The following is a 13,601-nucleotide window of genomic DNA, read 5'->3' as shown; positions in this document are numbered from 1 at the left end:
GGCCTGCCCGGCGGCCTGTACGGCTACCACCCCGACGCCCACGACCTCACCCCCCACGCCCCGGACATCGACCTCGACCCCGGCATCCACCTCGGCCCGGCCAACCGGCCGCTGGCCAACACCGCGGCGTTCGCCGTGCTCTTGGCGACCGACCCCGCCGACTCCGCCCCGCTGTACGGATGCGACGCCGAGCCCCTCGCCCTGCTGAACGCCGGCTACATGGGCCAGCTGCTGTGCCACACCGCCACCGAGGCGGGCCTGGCTCTGGCCCCGGTGCACGGCGTCGACTTCGACCGCATCCGCTGGATGCTGCCCGGCGGCGAGCACCTCGTACTGCTGCACACCCTCCTCGGAGGCATCCCCGACCACCCCGCCACCGAGGGAGAGCCCGCATGACCACCACCGCCACCGCGCCCCTGGTCGTCACCGCCATCGCGCCGCTCTCGCCCGGCCAGGAGCGCCTGTTCGACGCCGAGTTCGCCCTGCCCGACGGCTCCTGGCCCGCCCCGGGCACCCCGACCCGGCTGCGGCCGATCGACACCGCCGCCATCCGCATCGACGGCCCCCTGGACACCGCCGCACTCCGGCACGCCGTCACCGCGCTGGTCGCCCGGCAGTCCGCGCTGCGCACCAGCTTCCGCCGCCGACCCGACGGCACACCCGTGCAGCTCGTCGCCGACCACGCCCCGGACCCGATGACCGTCGGCACGCTCGACCTCCCGGCCGGGCAGGAGGTCCCCACGGCCGAGGAACTGCTGGGTCACGCCCCGGCCCACCTGGTCGACCCCCGCCACGGCCCCCTCTTCCGCGTGCACCTGCTGCGCCTGGCCGAGGAGTGGCACGTCCTGCTGCTGCAGATCCACCACGCCGTCAGTGACGGCTGGTCCATCGGTGTGCTCTACCGCGACCTGTCCGAGCTCTACAACGCCGCCCACACCGGGCGGGACGCGGACCTGCCCGCGATCCCCCGTACCTTCGCGGCCCACAGCCGGCAGATGCGCGCCGAGCGTGGCGGCCCCGAGGAGCAGCGCCAGCTGGCCTACTGGCGCCGCCGACTCGCCCCGCCGCTGCCCGGCCACCCGGCCGAGCCGTCGCCCGGCGGATTGAGCCCGGTGGACGTCGAGCCGGTACTTGTGCCCGGCGACCTCGTCCGGGACCTGCGCGCGACCGCGGCCACCAGCGCGCAGCGCGGCGGCGTGGCCGGGCCGTTCCTCGCCGCGCTCGCCCTGGTCCTCCACCACGCCGGCGGCGAGCCGGACGTGCGGATCGGCATGATGATCTCCAACCGGGCCCGGCCCGGCGCCGAGCACCTGATCGGCTACTTCGTGAACACCGCCGTAATCCGGCTGCGCATCGACCCGACGATGACCGCCGGGCAGCTGGTGGCGGAGGCGAACACCGCCGTCACCGAGGCCATCGAGCACCAGGCCCTGCCCATTCAGGACCTCTACCAGGACCTGCGCGACACCGGCGTCCTCGGGGAGGGCCCGCTGTACCGCGTGACGCTCGCGCTCAACACGATGCGCACCACCTCCATGACGCTGGACGGCGTGCGGTGCGAGGACATCGACCTGGAGCGGATCGGCCCCCGCCGCGCGCCGACCAGCATCGAGCAGCGCTGGGTCCTGGACGAGCGTTCCGGCCGGCTGGCCGGAACGCTGACCTGGCGTACCGACACCTTCACCAGGCCCGGCATCGCGGCCACGCTCACCGGCCTCGACCAGGCGCTTCGCGCCGTCACCGACCCCCACACCACCGTCGCCGACATCACCGCCGCCCTTCCCCCGGCGACGCCGGAGACCCGGTGAGCACCGCCCAGGCCCACGTGCCGCTCACCGAGCAGGATGCCGCCGGCCTGCTCGACGCCTACGGACTGACGCTGCGGCAGGCACGGCCGCTGCCGGGCGGCATGGAGAACACCCACCTCAAGGCGCGGACGGTAGCCGGCACGGTCGTGGTGACCGTGCTGAACAAGAAGACGCCGGCGCAGGCCGAGGAGTACGCCCGCTTCCTGCGGCACCTGGAGCTCACCGGCGCCCCCGCGCCGCGGCTGCGACCGCTGCGCGAGGGCGGCTGGGTCACCCGGTTCGGCGGCAGGCCGGTCATCGTCTGCGACTTCGTCGCCGGGCGCAGCCCCGTCCGGCTGCCGGCCCGCCTCGTCCACGAGGCCGGGTTCCTCCTCGGACACGTCCACCAAGGCGCGCGGGCCGACTTCGACAGCGCGCTGCGCCCGCACCTTCGGCTCGACGAGGACGACGCCGCCACTCTGGCCTCGCTACCTGACAGCGCGTTCGGCCGGTGGGCGCGCTCCACCTGGCATGCCGTCGGCCACGTCCCCGAGCACGACGGCCCCCTCGTCCCGGTCCACGCCGACCTGTTCCCGGACAACATCATCGTCCGAGGCCGCGGCCGAAGCCTGGTGTTCCTTGACTGGGAGGACGGCTCGATGGACCTGCCCCACCTCGACGTGGGAATGGCGCTGCTCGGTCTCTGCTGCCGCAGCGGATTCTCCCCGCGTCACGCCCGCCACCTGCTGGCCGGCTACCAGCAGGGCAGCGGAACCGCCCTGAACGGCGGCCTGGTGCGCGACGCGGCCCTGTACGCGGCCGTCCTCGTCGCGCTGCGCCGCCACCGCTGGCAGAAGGAGCACCGCCGCCTGCCGGCCAGGCGCTCGGCCGCCGCCATGCACCACCTCGCCGCCTCCCTGGCCGACCGGTGGCCGCAGCTTCAGCTGTGAGCCCGGCCAGCCACCTCGACACCGCGCGCCCGCCGGGGTGCGCCCCGACCCTGCAGAGAGCGAACCGCCATGCCCCGTGATCTTGTCCTGGTCGTCGTCCCGCCCAACTCCAACACCGTCATCACCGGTCGGCTGCTGACCGTCACCCGTCCCGAGGAGCACTCCGACTGGTCGGACTTCCTGTGCCTGGGCGCGCTGTCCCTCGTCTCCTCCCTCGCGGCGAACCCGGATCTGGAGCCGGTCTACGTCGACGGCACGATCACGCCCCTGGACGACGTCCTCGACTACATCACCGCCCACGCCGACCGAATCCTGGCGGTCTGTCTGGGCATGCTGACCGCGAGCTACGAGGCCGGCGTCCTGATCGCCCGGCACGCCAAGGCCGCCGACGCCCGGATCGTCACCGTCGCGGGGAACGACCACTTCAGTTCCCTGGCCGAGGCGTGCATGAACGCATCCAGCAGCCTGGACTACGGCTTCGTCGGCAATGAGGTCGTGGGTTCCTTCACCGACCTGATCGGCGCACTGCGCGCCGGAGTGCCGATCGACCCGGCGGCGTTCCCCGGCCTGGTGTACCGCGCCGACGGCCGCGTGCACACCACAGCCCCGCGCGCGGAGCCGGTCTTCTCCGGCTACGACTACACCCTGGTGGACAGGGCTTTCCTCCAGACACCGCTGTACACCCGGCAGTTCGGCCACCGGATCGCCCCACGGATCCACGAGCTGCTCGGCCGCACCGTCACCGCCGGCGTACCAGTCGACATCGGCCGCGGCTGCGTCAAGTTCGCCGCCGACGACGCCTGCTCGTTCTGCTCCATCCACCCCGGGCTGTGGCGCAACCAGCTCGGCCCCGCCCAGGCGTGGACCGCCATCGAAGCGGCCTGGAACGCCGGCTACGACTACCACTACCTGACCGCCGACGAGTTGCCCTTGACGTTCGCCCAGCTGCTGACCGGCATGGCCGCCGACGCCCCTGCCTGGTGGTCCGCGCTCGCCGAGGACGAGCGGCCCCTCCTGGTGGGCTACGGCCGCGCCGACGGCATCGCCGACCCCCGCAAGACCGCGCTGCTCACCTCCCTCGGGGTACGCCAGATCATGATCGGCATGGACGCCGGTGCGCCGCTGTCGCTCGCCGCCATGAACAAGCCGGTCGGCGGCCAGCGCCGCGACGTCCTCGCCGAGGCCGAGAAGCTGTACGAGCTCAACTCGACGGCGATCACCGTCGCCCGCGACCACGGCATGCTGATCCGCGCCGGGTTCGTCGTCGGCCACCTCGGCATGACCAGGGGCTTGCTGGCCGAGAACCTCGAGCGGATCCTGGCCCTGATCACCGAGGGTGGCAAGCACGGCGTGTTCTCGGCGGTCGACGTGGAGGTGCTCTCCCCGCAGCCCGGCGCCCGCGACTACACCTACCTCACCACCCCCGACGCCGCCCGGCAGGCCGCCGCGAAGCTCGGCCTCACCGTCGCCGACGACGCCACCCTCGCCGCGGTCTCGGCCCGCTGGGCGCACCGCGACGTGGTGATGCCGGAGGACGCGATGCGGGACTACACCCTCGCGGTGATGCCCGAAATCGGCTTCGACGACCTCGCCCAGGCGCGCGCGACGATCCGCTCCCACGCCAAGTCCTGCGGCGTGGTCATCGGCGAATGAACCCGACCGCCCCCCTCCGGAAGGAGACCTCGTGCACCTGACCCCCGCCGAGCAGGGCAGGCTGCTGCTGTACTCGGCCACGCTCCTGGCCCGCGAGCGCCACCAGCGCGGCGTGAAGCTCAACGTGCCCGAGGCGATCGCGCTCATCTCGCACGCCGCCTGCGAGGCCGCCCGCGACGGCGGCCGGCTCGAGGACGCGGTCGCCGCCGGACGCGCGGCCCTCACGCCCGCGGACGTACTGCCCGAGGTGCCGGGCATCCTGACCGAGATCCAGGTCGAAGCCGTCTTCACCGACGGCTCCAAGCTCATCGTCATCACCAACCCCCTCGGCCCGGCCGCCGACCCCACGACGGCGCCTGGCGCTGTCGTGCCCGCCGACCAGCCGCCGCCCGAGTACGCCGACATCGTGCGGATCGAGGTCACCAACACCTCCGACGTGCCGGTCACCGTCACCTCGCACTTCCACTTCTTCGAAGCCAACCCGGCCCTGGCCTTCGACCGCCGCGCCGCCTACGGCCGCCACCTCGCCGTGCCGGTCGGCGCCAGCACCCGTTTCGAGCCCGGCACCACCCAGCAGGTCGAGCTGACCCCGATCGGCGGCGACCGCATCGTCATCGGCTTTGCCGGCCTGGTCGACGGCCCCCTCGACGCGCCCGGCGCGTACGAGGCCGCGCTCACCCGCGCCCACGCCGACGGTTTCCTCGACACCGGTTCCACCGACCAGGAAGGCGACCTGTGAGCAGCCACCTCACCTACACACAGCAGCACGGCCCCACCACCGGCGACCGCGTCCGCCTGGCCGACACCGGACTGACCCTGCGCGTCGAAGCCGACGCCCAGCAGCGCGGCGAGGAGTTCCTGACCGGCTACGCCAAGACCGGCCGCGACGGCATCCACTACCAGGCCCGCCTCACCGACCAGACCTGCGACCTGATCGTCAGCAACGCCCTGATCATCGACCCCCTCCTCGGTGTCCGCAAGGCCTCCATCGGCATCAAGGACGGCCGCATCACCGCCGTCGGCCGCGCCGGCAACCCCGACACCCTGGACGGCGTCGACGTCCTCGCCGGCACCGGCACCACCGTCATCCCCGGCGAGGGCCTCATCGCCACCCCAGGCATCGTCGACACCCACGTCCACCTCTGCTCACCCGGCATCATGAGCGCAGCCCTGGCCGCCGGCGTGACCACCATCGTCTCCCAGAACTTCGGCCCGACCTGGGGCTGCGGCGTCACCAGCCCGACCGAACTGCGCCACGCCCTGCGCGCCTTCGACGCCTTCCCGGTCAACATCGCCATGCTGGCCCGCGGCTCCTCCTCCCACCCCGGCCCGCTGCTGCGCGCCCTGGAGCAGGGCGGCGCCTCCGGGTTCAAGGTCCACGAGGACATGGGCGCCCACGCCCGCGCCCTGGACACCGCCCTGACCGTCGCCGACGACCACGACGTCCAAGTCGCGCTGCACAGCGACACCCTCAACGAGGCCATGTTCGTCCAGGACACCCTCGCAGTCATCGGCGGCCGCACACTGCACGCCTTCCACGTCGAGGGCTGCGGCGGCGGCCACGCGCCGAACATCCTGCAACTGGCCGGCCTGGCGAACATCATCGGCTCCTCCACCAACCCGAGCCTGCCCTACACCCGCGACACCGCCGCCGAGCACCTCCACATGATCGCCACCGTCCACCGACTCGACCCCGACGACCCCGACTGCCGGCGCATGGCCCACGACCGAATCCGCACCGGCACGCTCGGCGCCGAGGACGTCCTGCACGACCTCGGCGTCATCCCCATCACCTCCTCCGACTCCCAGGCCATGGGCCGCATCGGAGAAACCGTCCGCCGCACCCTCGCCGTCGCCGCCAAGATGCGCGCCCAGGACCCCGAGCCCGGCGACGACGACAACGAACGCGTCCTGCGCTACATCGCCAAGCTCACCATCAACCCCGCCATCGCCCACGGCATGGCCCACGAGATCGGCGCGCTCACCCCCGGCCGCCTCGCCGACATCGTCCTGTGGCACCCCGCCTACTTCGGCGCCAAGCCGCACCTCGTCCTCAAAGCCGGCTACCCCGCCTGGGGCGCCACCGGCGACCCCAACGCCTCCACCGAGACCAGCCAGCCCCTCGTCCTCGGACCCCAGGTCGGAGCGTACGGCGCCACCGCGGCCGACCTGTCCGTCGCCTTCGTCAGCCGGGCCGCGCACGACAGCGGCACCGACACCCTTCCGACCCGGCGCCGCCGCGTCGCCGTCCGCGACACCCGCACGATCGGCCTCGCCGACATGCACCGCAACGACCGGCTCAGCGACGTCCGCGTCCACCCGGGCACCGGGGCCGTCACCCTCGACGGCGACCCCATCAGCTCCCCGCCCGCCCAGACCACCGCACTCAGCCAGCTCTACTTCCTGTAACCCCGGCCCGAGACCCCCAGGAGCACCCGCATGTCCAACCCCGACCCGGCCCGCGACCTCCTCGACCGCGGCCACGCGACGATCCCCCTGCCCACCGCGGACGCCGAGGTCCTCGCGGAGCTGCGCACCCAGGCGGCGCGGTTCTTCACCCAGAACGAGAGGACCAAGGCCCGGCACGGCAGCAGCGACTTCAACTTCGGCTACCGGCCCTACGGGCGGCAGTACTCCGTCACCCCCGACCGGCCCGACATGAACAGCAGCTTCGTCTACCGGGCGGACGACCCGACGGCGATCCCCGGCCACGAGGCCGACACCGTCGCGCCGTTCCTCCAGGCCCTCGGAGCGTACTGGCGGGTCGCCGCCGACGCCGCCGACCAGGTGCTGGCTGGCCTGGCCGGCCACTACGGATGCGGCGACGACCTTCACTTTCGCGCCGCGTCCTACCTGGAAATCAACTGGTACCTCCGCGACGACGAGCGGGACCTGCTCCAGGACCGCCACGAGGACGGCCACCTGTTCACCCTCGCCACCTCCGACGGCCCCGGCCTGGAGATCGAGACCGACGGTCAGATGCGGCAGGCGGCTGTCACCGACGGCCGCCTGCTCGTCATGCCCGGCAGCGTGCTCACCACGATGACCGCCAGCCAGATCCCGCCGCTCTACCACCAGGTCCGCAACCACCACCTGGAGCAGCGCATCACGGTGCTCTACCTGGTGAACCCGCCGTTCGACCAGCCTGTTGCCCCGTACGTGGCCGCGAGCGGGCAACCCGTGGACGTCGCGACACTGGCACGAACCAGCGGCGCGATGTTCGGGCTCCCGCCGGCCCCGGTGCTCACGCCGCCGACGGTGTGAGCACCGGGGCCGGCGGCGCTCAGGCGAGTGCGGCCTCGAAGACCTCGCGGTTCACGACGACGAACGCGAGTTCGCGTCGGCTCCAGGCGATGCTCTGGGCGATGGCGTCGGGACCGGCGGACGCTGTTCCCGACGCCTCCAGCTCGGCCCAGAACCGGGCGTTACGCGCCTGCTGCTCGATGATGGCGTCGACCAGGACGCCCCGCTCGGGCCCCTGGAGGCCGTAGGCGTCGGCGAGGATCCGCACCTGATCGGCCTGCCGCTCCACCTGGTCCCCTCGTTTCGAGGCCACGCACCAGGTCCAGCACGCGTAGCCGAGGTCTTCGAGGGGCGAGCCCGGCGAGGCGCCGTCGAAGTCGATGAAGGCCACCGGCAGGCCATCCAGGCCGTCGACGAAGACCGCGTTGTTCGGGGCGGCGTCACGGTGGCAGACGATCTGGGAGCGGCCCGCCAGTTCGCTCCCGCGGGTCGCGTCGTGCATGGACCGCAGCAGCCTGCCGGCCGCAGCCACCTGCTCGTCCGTCCACAGCTGGAAGCGCGCCGGAACATCGCCGGGAAGGTAGCTGAGGATATCCATCCCGTCGGCCTGGCCGTGATACCGCGGGGCGCCGTCGAATCCCTGGTGCTCGAATACCTTGAGGAGGGCGGCGACGAATTCCGAGGATTCCTTTGCGGGCCTTCGCACGGAATTTCCGACCCGGACGACGCCTTCGGTCATCCGTCCGCCGGTCAGTGCGACAACACCAGGCGCATCAGCCATTCCAGCCGCTCCCATACCTAGATCACGAATAGGCGCACCGGTCCCCTTGTGGCACACTGCCACGCTAGGACTCCAGAGCTCACCCTGCGACCCGAGCGATGTTATACGAGCCAAGGGGTGAGAGGCCCGAGGGGGTGGCCGAATCGCCGCCACCGAAGTACAGTTCGACCTCTTCAAGATCGAATTTTTCGGGCCGGATTCGCCTAATTGATCAGAGTCGACCCGCTGCGGCCTGCGAAGACCCTCGTGCGCGCCGACTGCGAGACCCGGGGCGAAGTTCCGGCCTGTGGTCGGGGTGTCGCCCGAACGGGCGACGCGGAGCGCCCTGGGCATCCGCGCCGGCCCGCTCTCCGTACATGGCTGCGCCCGCAGCCTCAGGGCCGCGGGCGCAGTTCCAGCTGTCCGTTCAGGCAAGCATCCTGGACCGGAGGGCCTCGAGGTCGGCGGAGGTGACTCCGTGCGGCGCCAGGTAGGCGGGCAGGGAGCCGTGCGCGGACAGGATCGTGTCCATGGCCGACGCCAGCAGACCCTCACTGACCGGGTGCGAGTAGCGCGTCACACCCGCTTCGTCGAGGAAGGAAGTCGGTCCTGCCGTCAGCTCGAGTTCGACGTTGGATCGCGTGAAGTCCGCGACCACGTCGGCCCGCGACACCTCCAGGAGCGACTGCACCACCGCGACCGCGATCCCCGTCCGGTCCTTTCCCACCGCGCACTGCACCACGACCGGCAGCGCCTGCGGAACGACGAGGTGCTTGACCAGCACAGCGATCGCTGGGGCCGCGTAGACGGCCATGAACGGGTAGAGGGCTTCCGGGTCCACCGGCCACGGCTTTCCCTCGAACCCCGAGAAGTCCGTGAATCCCATCGCTTTCAGATCGTCCAGCGCGGGAAGGGCGGGATTGGAGATCCACTCGATGTCGAGGCCATGCGTCATCCCAGGCCAGACATTACTCTCCACGCCACTCCGGAGATCGACTACTGTCCGAATTTCGAGTTTCCGAAGACGTTCGGCTCCCTCTTCGGTCAGCCGGTTCAGCGATCCGGATCGGTACAGTCTGCCGGGGCACATTTGAGCGATTCCAGCGTCCCGGAAGTTGCGCACGTTCGGTACATCCGGCGTGTTTCTCTGTGCCGGAATGAGGTGACTTGCCGACCCTGGCGTTCCGTCAGGCTCTGTCATGTGAAAAGGATAGTGGCCGCGAAAGCCATTTCACCCCCTGCGGCGGAGAAAATTGTCGTTCAAGTGATCAAGGAATTCATGGCCGGCGCGTTCGTTCTCCGCCTCAGCGGGGACGAGGGCGTGCGGACAACCCCGGTGCGACACCCGCAGCTGGAAATGTGAGGTCACGGAAGCGGCGATGGAGGGGGTCCATCACCGCTGGGATGCGTCCGGCACCAGAGGGCGAGTTCGGGCGGCGTCCCCAGCAGGTGGTCCGGCTGCGCGGCGAGCAGGTCCTCGTACCCCGCGTAGCCGTAGGCGACGGCGATCGCGGTCACCCCGGCGGCGTGGGCATGACGGACATCGCTGCCGGTGTCGCCGACATACGCCCGCGCACCGTGCCGGGCGCGCAGCCATCGGAGCTTCTCCGTCTTGCTGCCCTCGTCGCGGGAGAGCAGCACGCGGGGCATCCCCTCGACGGGCAGGCTGCGGGCGAGAAGGTCGCGGACGGTTCTGCGGTGGCTTCCGGTGACCACCGCGTACCCGGGCCCGGCGCCGACTTCGGTCAGAGGTGCCACCAGCTCCGGGATGACGCCGTGCGGCTCTTCCACGGCGGCGCGGGCCGTCAGCTCGGCGTGGCGCTGCCAGAACCGCTCCGCGGTCTCGAAGTCGATCCAGCGGGTCAGCGACGCGCTCAGCACGCCCTGGTAGACGACGGGAAGGTCGACCGGGCCGGGCAGGTCGGGGAGGTCCCACAGCTCCATCTCGCGGCGGGCGTCCCGGTAGCAGCGCCAGGCCCGCTCGTTGGAATCGTGCAGGACCCCGTCGAAGTCGAAGACGATCACCGGGCCTCGCCCAGCGACACCATGGGCACGCCGCACCAGGCGAGCAGCCCGGGGCGGGGCAGCAGGTCGGGCAGCTCCCACAGCGCGGCGTGGGCCCGGGGCCAGGCCTCCGGCCCGCCCAGCGGGGCGAGCAGCAGCACGTCCGCCTCCCGCACCGGCTGGAACCGTCCCCGGGCCCACCGCTCGACGACCTCCAGCGTCAGTGCCGGCTCCTCGCCGATCATGCCGGGTTCGCCCTCGGCGGGTGTGCCGCCCACGGGCAGCCGGGGCTGCACCAGCGCCGCGGGCGGCCGCTCCCACCGGTGTACGACCGTCGGCACTGCCTGCGGGCCGGATGGGCGGGTGTCCAGTGTGCGCTGGAGGAGAGCGGCGGCCCCGGACATGCCGTGTTGGAGCCGGTAGGCCTCTCTGGCGGTCTCGATCGCGCGCTGCGCGTTGTAGGTACGCGGGATCTGTTCGCCGCGGGCCATGCCGTAGCCCAGCAGAGCCACGGCAAGTGCCGCGGCCCAGGGCTGTTCGCCGGGCAGGCGCCGGGCGAGAGCGGCGGCGACGGCGTCCAGGGTGCTGCCGAACGCGACGGTCAGCGCGGCCAGGTCGATCAGCGGGGTCAGCAGTTCGTTGTCGCGGCGGTAGGCGTGGGCCAGGTGCCCGGTCTTGCGCAGGCGTCCATCGCGGTCGAGGTGCCACTTCTCCGGCTCGCACCGGTTGTCGGGCAGCGCCGCGGGAAGGACGGACAGCAGGTCGTGCAGCAGCCGGGCGGTCCTCGTGCCGTCGGTCGTGCCGGTCAGGGCCCGGGCCACCGCGAGGAGGACCGTGGGGACGGGCCCATCGAGCTCGGCGGGCTGTACCGGGAGTCGTCCGGCTCTGGTCAGGACGTAGTCCACCGCCTCATCCAACTGCTCGGCTCCCGGCCGGGGGCCGGGCGCGGTCACAGGGGTGAGGTCCTCGCTGACCACGAGCGCGGGCGTCACGGCGAGCGTGGCCGGGACCAGGGTGCCGTGCAGCGCCGCGACCGCGGCGCGGGCGGCGTCTCCGAAGATCCCGGGCGGCACCCAGCCCGTGACCCCGTGCCGGATTCCGTCGGGTGTGCGCAGCCGGACGGCGGCACGGGCGGGCGAGCGGCGGCGCACGCCCGGCCATGGGGCTCGGGCGGAGTTCTCCCTTCCGGGCGCGACGGAGTCCAGGACCGGCGGACGGTACGCGCCGGGCCGGTGGGCGTGGGCCCGGAGGTAGGCGTCCAGGGTGTCGGGGTCGAGGCGGCGGGTCGACTGCCACAGCGCGCGCGGCAGCACGGTGACCGCGACCCCCGCCTGGCGCAGCGGCTGCACGTCGCCGGTGTCGAAGACCGGTACCAGCACCTCGGCCTCCATCTCTCGGGCCAGGGCCAGCAGCGTGCGGCCGGTCAGCGGTGGATCGTCCACCAGCAGCACCCGGCGCTGTCCGTCGGTCCGGTACTGCTCGCCGGGCCGCACGCTCGTCACCTGCACGTCGACGCCGGCGGCCTCCAGGTGGGCGGCGACGAGCGGGGCCAGGTACGCCCCGCCGGTGCGCACGCCGGCCACGAGGACGGGGCCGGCGTCGCGCCGGGCGTCCAGCCAGGCCTGGGCCAGGGCGGTCATGTCCTGCCACTCGACTCCCTGGACGGCCAGGGACGCGGGCAGCCGCACGATCGACTGGTCCCACCGGGTCCAGCGGGGCAGCCAGCCGACGGCGGGTGCGACGAGGAAGTCGTCGCCGGACGCCAGGAGGCCGGCCGCACGGCAGGCCGCCTCGCGCAGCAGCGGCTCGCCCGGCCGGCCGGTGTCGCGGCAGCGGATCCACAAGGCGGTCAGCGACTCGTACAAGCGCAGGGCCGGCACGGGCTGCCCCGCCCGGGACGTGAGGTCCCGGGCGAGAGCGTTGATGGTGAGCGGCGCGATGGCCGTCGGCGTGCTCACGCGCCGGCCTCGCGGCGGGCCACGGCGTGCACCAGGCGGCCCAGCTCGCGGTAGGGGCTGCGGGTGGAGGCGGCCCACTCCGTCTCGAGCGCCGCCCGGTACCCGGTCTCGTCGGGCTGCCAGTCGGTGCGGTGGTCGTGGAAGATCCGCACGCCCTGCCACGGCAGCGGCGTGAGGCCGTTGGCGCGGGCCAGGGCATCCAGGTGGGCGGGGGCGTCGCCGCGGGTGGTGATGCCGAGGTTTCCCAGGCTGGCGGCCTGCCCGCTTTCGATCTGCGCCCGTGCCGAGGCGTACTCGCCGGTCAGGGCCTCGCGTACACCGACGGCCAGCTGGTTTTTCGTCAGGATGCTGAGGACGCCGTGGGTGGTGACGAGGCGGGCCAGGTGGGCGTAGGCGACGGCGGTCTCGGGCAGGTACATCACGACGCCGTGGCAGACCACCGCGTCGAACGAGGCGTCGTCGAACGGCAGGGTGTAGATGTCGCCTTCCTGGAGCGTCACCCGCTCTCCGATCCCGGGACGAGCGGCGACCCGCTCGGCCGCGGCGGCGAGCATGCCGGGGGACTTCTCCAGGCCGGTGACCCGGTGTCCGGCGGCCGCCAGGCGCAGCACCATCTCGCCGTCGCCGCAGCCGACGTCCAGGATCCGGGCCGGCTGGTCGCCGAGCTCCTGGAGGACCCGGCGGGCGGTGATGTCGTGCCGCAGGCGGCCGCGGCCGCCGCTGGTGTATGCGGCGTAGCCGGTCTGGACGGCGGCGAAGTCGGCGGAGGGGTCGGTGGTCATGGGGTGTACTCCTGGGTGAGGGTGGGCCAGTGCTGGGTGAGGTAGAGGAACGAGGGGTAGCGGTCACCGGTGGCCAGGGCGGCACCTGCCGGTCCCGTCGGGGTTAGCGTGCCGTCGCGGATGGCCTGGCGGATGCGGATCAGGCGCGGTATCCGGCCGGCCAGCTGGGGCACCCGGGCGCGGGCGTCGGTGTGCGGGAGCCAGGCCCTCAGCTGGTGGGGGCGCATCTCCTCCCACACCACGACGTCCTCGAGCGCTGCGCCGAGCCGAAGGGTGAGGAAGTGGGGCACGGCGGTTGTCCCGGGGGCGGCGGAGCGGTGGCCGAGCATGGTCACGGTGCCGGGGTAGCCGGTGCGCAGGGCACTGAGGTGGCGGGCGAAGACGGTGCCGAGCCGACAGGTCAGGCATCCGCACAGCGAGCGGACGCCGTCGAGGTCGTCGAGGGTGAAGATCCGCTCAGTCAC

At 72.6% G+C, this 13,601-nt stretch carries 13 protein-coding genes; 7 read left to right on the top strand and 6 right to left on the bottom strand.

Annotation, left to right across the window (positions count from 1 at the left end):
- The 7 genes from ACIQOV_RS00165 to ACIQOV_RS00135 form a co-directional block, all read left to right on the top strand.
- The coding region (locus ACIQOV_RS00165) for a nitroreductase family protein (RefSeq protein WP_401043122.1) at positions 1-396 on the top strand (396 nt) is incomplete at its 5' end.
- Positions 393-1,808, top strand: a complete 1,416-nt coding sequence (locus tag ACIQOV_RS00160) for a condensation domain-containing protein (protein ID WP_401043120.1) — start codon at positions 393-395, stop codon at positions 1,806-1,808. The genes ACIQOV_RS00165 and ACIQOV_RS00160, both read left to right, overlap by 4 nt.
- Entirely contained in the window at positions 1,805-2,737 is a 933-nt protein-coding gene (locus ACIQOV_RS00155; RefSeq protein WP_401043118.1) for a phosphotransferase enzyme family protein, read from the top strand. Before ACIQOV_RS00160 ends, ACIQOV_RS00155 begins: the two co-directional genes overlap by 4 nt.
- A 69-nt stretch (positions 2,738-2,806) precedes the next feature.
- Complete coding sequence (locus ACIQOV_RS00150; RefSeq protein ID WP_401043116.1) at positions 2,807-4,390, top strand: hypothetical protein; 1,584 nt, start codon at positions 2,807-2,809, stop codon at positions 4,388-4,390.
- Positions 4,391-4,421: 31 nt separating this feature from the next.
- Positions 4,422-5,129 (top strand): urease subunit gamma, encoded by a 708-nt coding sequence (gene ureA / locus ACIQOV_RS00145; protein ID WP_401043114.1) that lies wholly within the window; start codon positions 4,422-4,424, stop codon positions 5,127-5,129.
- Positions 5,126-6,799 (top strand): urease subunit alpha, encoded by a 1,674-nt coding sequence (locus ACIQOV_RS00140; protein WP_401043112.1) that lies wholly within the window; start codon positions 5,126-5,128, stop codon positions 6,797-6,799. Before ureA ends, ACIQOV_RS00140 begins: the two co-directional genes overlap by 4 nt.
- Positions 6,800-6,829: 30 nt before the next feature.
- Positions 6,830-7,654 carry a hypothetical protein gene (locus ACIQOV_RS00135; protein WP_401043110.1) on the top strand — a complete coding sequence of 275 codons (825 nt, stop codon included), beginning with the start codon at positions 6,830-6,832 and terminating at the stop codon, positions 7,652-7,654.
- Positions 7,655-7,673: 19 nt separating this feature from the next.
- Here the strand turns inward: ACIQOV_RS00135 and ACIQOV_RS00130 are convergent, their stop codons facing one another.
- From ACIQOV_RS00130 to ACIQOV_RS00105, 6 genes are all read right to left on the bottom strand, one after another.
- Positions 7,674-8,372, bottom strand: coding sequence for an aminoglycoside phosphotransferase family protein (locus tag ACIQOV_RS00130; RefSeq protein ID WP_401043109.1), 699 nt, complete (start codon positions 8,370-8,372; stop codon positions 7,674-7,676).
- A gap of 448 nt (positions 8,373-8,820) precedes the next feature.
- Complete coding sequence (locus ACIQOV_RS00125) at positions 8,821-9,594, bottom strand: tyrosine-protein phosphatase (RefSeq protein WP_401043108.1); 774 nt, start codon at positions 9,592-9,594, stop codon at positions 8,821-8,823.
- A gap of 164 nt (positions 9,595-9,758) precedes the next feature.
- Entirely contained in the window at positions 9,759-10,418 is a 660-nt protein-coding gene (locus ACIQOV_RS00120) for an HAD family hydrolase (protein ID WP_401043106.1), read from the bottom strand.
- Positions 10,415-12,355, bottom strand: coding sequence for a hypothetical protein (locus ACIQOV_RS00115; protein ID WP_401043104.1), 1,941 nt, complete (start codon positions 12,353-12,355; stop codon positions 10,415-10,417). The genes ACIQOV_RS00120 and ACIQOV_RS00115 overlap by 4 nt, the downstream gene beginning before the upstream one ends.
- Positions 12,352-13,137 carry a class I SAM-dependent methyltransferase gene (locus ACIQOV_RS00110; RefSeq protein WP_401043102.1) on the bottom strand — a complete coding sequence of 262 codons (786 nt, stop codon included), beginning with the start codon at positions 13,135-13,137 and terminating at the stop codon, positions 12,352-12,354. The genes ACIQOV_RS00115 and ACIQOV_RS00110 overlap by 4 nt, the downstream gene beginning before the upstream one ends.
- Positions 13,134-13,601 (bottom strand): hypothetical protein, encoded by a 468-nt coding sequence (locus tag ACIQOV_RS00105; RefSeq protein WP_401043100.1) that lies wholly within the window; start codon positions 13,599-13,601, stop codon positions 13,134-13,136. Before ACIQOV_RS00105 ends, ACIQOV_RS00110 begins: the two co-directional genes overlap by 4 nt.

The sequence above is a fragment of the Kitasatospora sp. NPDC091257 genome (genome assembly GCF_044757675.1).
GTDB classification, from domain to species: Bacteria; Actinomycetota; Actinomycetes; order Streptomycetales; family Streptomycetaceae; genus Kitasatospora; species Kitasatospora lactacystinica.
Note: the sequence above shows the minus strand (reverse complement) of the source record. Positions and strands in the feature narration are given on the sequence as shown.

What these genes read in the sequence shown, in the direction of transcription:
- ACIQOV_RS00135 (WP_401043110.1), top strand. Translation starts at nt 6,830, where the DNA reads ATGTCCAACCCCGACCCGGCCCGCGACCTCCTCGACCGCGGCCACGCG.
- ACIQOV_RS00125 (WP_401043108.1), bottom strand. Translation starts at nt 9,594, where the DNA reads ATGACAGAGCCTGACGGAACGCCAGGGTCGGCAAGTCACCTCATTCCG.
- ACIQOV_RS00160 (WP_401043120.1), top strand. Translation starts at nt 393, where the DNA reads ATGACCACCACCGCCACCGCGCCCCTGGTCGTCACCGCCATCGCGCCG.
- ACIQOV_RS00110 (WP_401043102.1), bottom strand. Translation starts at nt 13,137, where the DNA reads ATGACCACCGACCCCTCCGCCGACTTCGCCGCCGTCCAGACCGGCTAC.
- ACIQOV_RS00130 (WP_401043109.1), bottom strand. Translation starts at nt 8,372, where the DNA reads ATGACCGAAGGCGTCGTCCGGGTCGGAAATTCCGTGCGAAGGCCCGCA.
- ACIQOV_RS00150 (WP_401043116.1), top strand. Translation starts at nt 2,807, where the DNA reads ATGCCCCGTGATCTTGTCCTGGTCGTCGTCCCGCCCAACTCCAACACC.